A 3,110-nucleotide genomic window follows, 5' to 3' on the forward strand; every position below is an offset into this window, starting at 1 on the left:
GTCCCCGACGTCTCCGGCAAAGCCATCGCCAACCTGGAGATCGAGTCACTGCGCCACATCGCCCCCACCTTCCACGGCGACACCATCTACGGCGAGACCACCGTCCTCGGCAAGACGCCCTCCCGCTCCAAGGCGGACCGGGGCATCGTCCACGTCGAGACCCGGGGCTACAAACAGGACGGCACCGTCGTCTGCGTCTTCCGCCGCAAGGTCATGGTCCCCACCGCCGCTTACATCCAGGAACGCGGCGGGGAGCAGCCCGCCCGCCCCGAACCCACCGAACCGGCCAGGCAGGAGAAGTAGCGATGGCGCGACTCGCCCAGACGCACGGGCTGACCGATGTCCAGCGGGAGATCCTGGCGACGGTCCGGGATTTTGTCGACAAGGAGATTCTTCCGGTCGCGACCGAGCTGGAACACCGCGACGAGTACCCGACACAGATCGTCGAGGGGCTCAAGGAACTCGGTCTTTTCGGGCTGATGATCCCCGAGGAGTACGGCGGACTCGGCGAGTCGCTGCTCACCTACGCGCTGTGTGTCGAGGAGATCGCCCGGGGCTGGATGTCCGTCTCGGGGATCATCAATACGCACTTCATCGTGGCCTACATGCTCAAGCAGCACGGCACCCAGGAGCAGAAGGACACCTTCCTGCCGCGGATGGCCCTGGGCGATGTGCGGGGCGCGTTCTCGATGTCGGAGCCGGCCCTCGGCTCCGATGTGTCCGCCATCACATCGAAGGCCGTCCGGGACGGCGACGACTACGTCCTCACCGGCCAGAAGATGTGGCTGACCAACGGCGGGACGTCGAATCTGGTCGCCGTACTGGTGCGCAGCGACGAGGGCCACCCCGAGGGGACCGCTCCGCACAAGTCGATGACGACCTTCCTGGTCGAGAAGGAGCCCGGCTTCGGCGAGGTCCGCCCCGGTCTCACCATCCCGGGAAAGATCGACAAGATGGGGTACAAGGGGGTCGACACCACCGAGCTGATCATGGACGGCCTGCGCGTACCGTCCGATCGGGTGCTCGGCGGGACCACCGGCCGGGGCTTCTACCAGATGATGGACGGCGTCGAGGTCGGCCGGGTCAATGTCGCCGCGCGTGGCTGCGGCGTCGCTCAGCGCGCCTTCGAGCTGGGCATCTCCTACGCCCAGCAGCGGCACACCTTCGGCAAGGCGATCGCCCACCACCAGGCCATTTCGTTCAAGCTGGCGGAGATGGCCACCAAGGTCGAGGCCGCCCATGCGATGATGGTGAACGCAGCACGCAAAAAGGACTCCGGGGAACGAAACGACCTGGAGGCAGGGATGGCGAAGTACCTCGCATCCGAGTACTGCAAGGAAGTCGTCGAGGACGCGTTCCGGATCCACGGCGGCTACGGCTTCTCGAAGGAGTACGAGATCGAGCGCCTCTACCGGGAGGCCCCGATGCTGCTGATCGGCGAGGGTACCGCCGAGATCCAGAAGATGATCATTGGTCGACGGCTGCTGGAGGAGTACCGATTCCAGGGGTGATGGTCGTCTTTGGGGCGGTTCGGCGGCGAGGCTGATCACACCCGGTCATCCGCTTCCGCTGCCGACTCGGCTGCCGCCTTTCCCAGTTGCGGTCCGCACCCGATAGCATCGACGGAAAGCCGCCGTCCCCGTTGCCAGCGCGGCATCATCCGCTACGAAGGTCATTCATGCCCCACAGCCAAACCTCTGCACCTCGCGACGGTTTCCCCAAGGGACGCCTAGCTCGCGGAGCATCGCCGTGGCTTCTGCCGACCGTCGCCACCGCAGCCATCAGCCTGGCCCGCTCGCGCCGCTCGCGGCGTGCGGCGGTCATCGCCGTGCCCACCACCGCGCTCGCGGCGGGCATGCTGTGGTTCTTCCGCGACCCCGAGCGCGAGATCACCCAGGGCAGGGTCATCTCGCCCGCCGACGGTGTGGTGCAGAGCATCATGCCGTGGAAGGACGGGCGCACTCGCGTCGCGATCTTCATGAGCCCGCTGAACGTCCATGTCAACCGTGCGCCGCTGGCGGGCACGGTGACCTCCGTGGAGCACATCCCGGGCGGTTTCGTACCGGCGTTCAACAAGGAGAGCGAGAACAACGAGCGCGTTGTCTGGCACTTCGACACCGAGCTCGGTGACATCGAGATGGTGCAGATCGCAGGTGCCGTCGCCCGGCGCATCGTGCCGTACGTGCCCCAGGGCACCAAGGTCGAGCAGGGCGATCGCATCGGTCTGATCCGCTTCGGCTCGCGCGTCGACATCTACCTTCCGGAAGGTGTCGAGGTCGCGGTCGAGGTCGGGCAGACCACGACCGCGGGGGTGACTCGCATTGACCGTGATTGATCCTGAAACACAGGCCGGCTGGGTCGCCGAGGCAGAGGCGGACGCCGAGGACGACGCGGAGGAGATGCCGCTCTCACTGCGGCTGTCGATAGCGGACACCCTTACGCTCGGTAACGCGACCTGCGGATTCATGGCGGTGTACTTCACCACCACCGGAATCCTCATCCCGCACCTCACCAGCAGCCAGGAGAGCGGCATGGCGCGGCACAGCGCCGCCACCGCCGTGATCCTGATGCTGCTGGCGGCGATCTTCGACCTCTGTGACGGACTGGTGGCGCGCAGGCTGCGCAGTTCGCCGATGGGCGCCGAGCTGGACAATCTCTCCGACCTGATCAGCTTCGGGCTCGCCCCCGCCTATTTCGTCCTGGTCTACGGGATGGTCGCGGACGACGCCCATCAGAAGGTCTCGGCGGTGGCCGCGATCGTGGTGCTGCTGGCGGTGGTGCTGCGGCTTGCGAGATTCTCGTGCGTGACCATGAAGGACGGCATGTTCCAGGGCATGCCGAGCCCCTTCGGCGCGCTCACGATCGTCTCGATCGTGCTGCTTGAGCTGCCGTTCATCCCGACGCTCCTGGCGATCATCGGTACGGCCTGGCTGATGGTGAGCCGGGTCGAGTACCCCAAGCCGCGGGGCGTTCTCGCCGTCGCCATGCTCGGCTGGATCGTCTCGGCGATGGGGCTGCTCGCGGCCTGGGCGTTCGACGCCCCCGGCGGTCAGCTGCTGCTCCAGACCGGCTGCGCGCTCCAGGTGGTGCTGGGCGCGGTGATCCCCCTC

The 3,110-nt window shown here is 66.8% G+C and carries 4 protein-coding genes; all 4 read left to right on the forward strand.

Annotated features, from left to right (window positions below):
- On the forward strand, positions 1-303 hold a 303-nt coding region (locus ACWF94_RS37490; protein ID WP_453499244.1), incomplete at its 5' end, for a MaoC family dehydratase.
- Between the two features lie 2 nt (positions 304-305).
- On the forward strand, positions 306-1,511 hold the full coding sequence (locus tag ACWF94_RS37495; RefSeq protein WP_453499246.1) for an acyl-CoA dehydrogenase family protein: 1,206 nt from the start codon (positions 306-308) through the stop codon (positions 1,509-1,511).
- Between the two features lie 167 nt (positions 1,512-1,678).
- Positions 1,679-2,335 carry a phosphatidylserine decarboxylase gene (locus tag ACWF94_RS37500; protein ID WP_453499247.1) on the forward strand — a complete coding sequence of 219 codons (657 nt, stop codon included), beginning with the start codon at positions 1,679-1,681 and terminating at the stop codon, positions 2,333-2,335.
- A partial coding sequence (gene pssA / locus ACWF94_RS37505) for a CDP-diacylglycerol--serine O-phosphatidyltransferase (RefSeq protein ID WP_453499249.1) occupies positions 2,328-3,110 on the forward strand: 783 nt, incomplete at its 3' end. The genes ACWF94_RS37500 and pssA, both read left to right, overlap by 8 nt.

Source organism: Streptomyces sp. NPDC055078, from assembly GCF_053607985.1.

Bases quoted from the DNA above. Each gene is read 5' to 3' on its own strand.
- ACWF94_RS37495 (WP_453499246.1), top strand. From the start codon at position 306: ATGGCGCGACTCGCCCAGACGCACGGGCTGACCGATGTCCAGCGGGAG.
- ACWF94_RS37500 (WP_453499247.1), top strand. From the start codon at position 1,679: ATGCCCCACAGCCAAACCTCTGCACCTCGCGACGGTTTCCCCAAGGGA.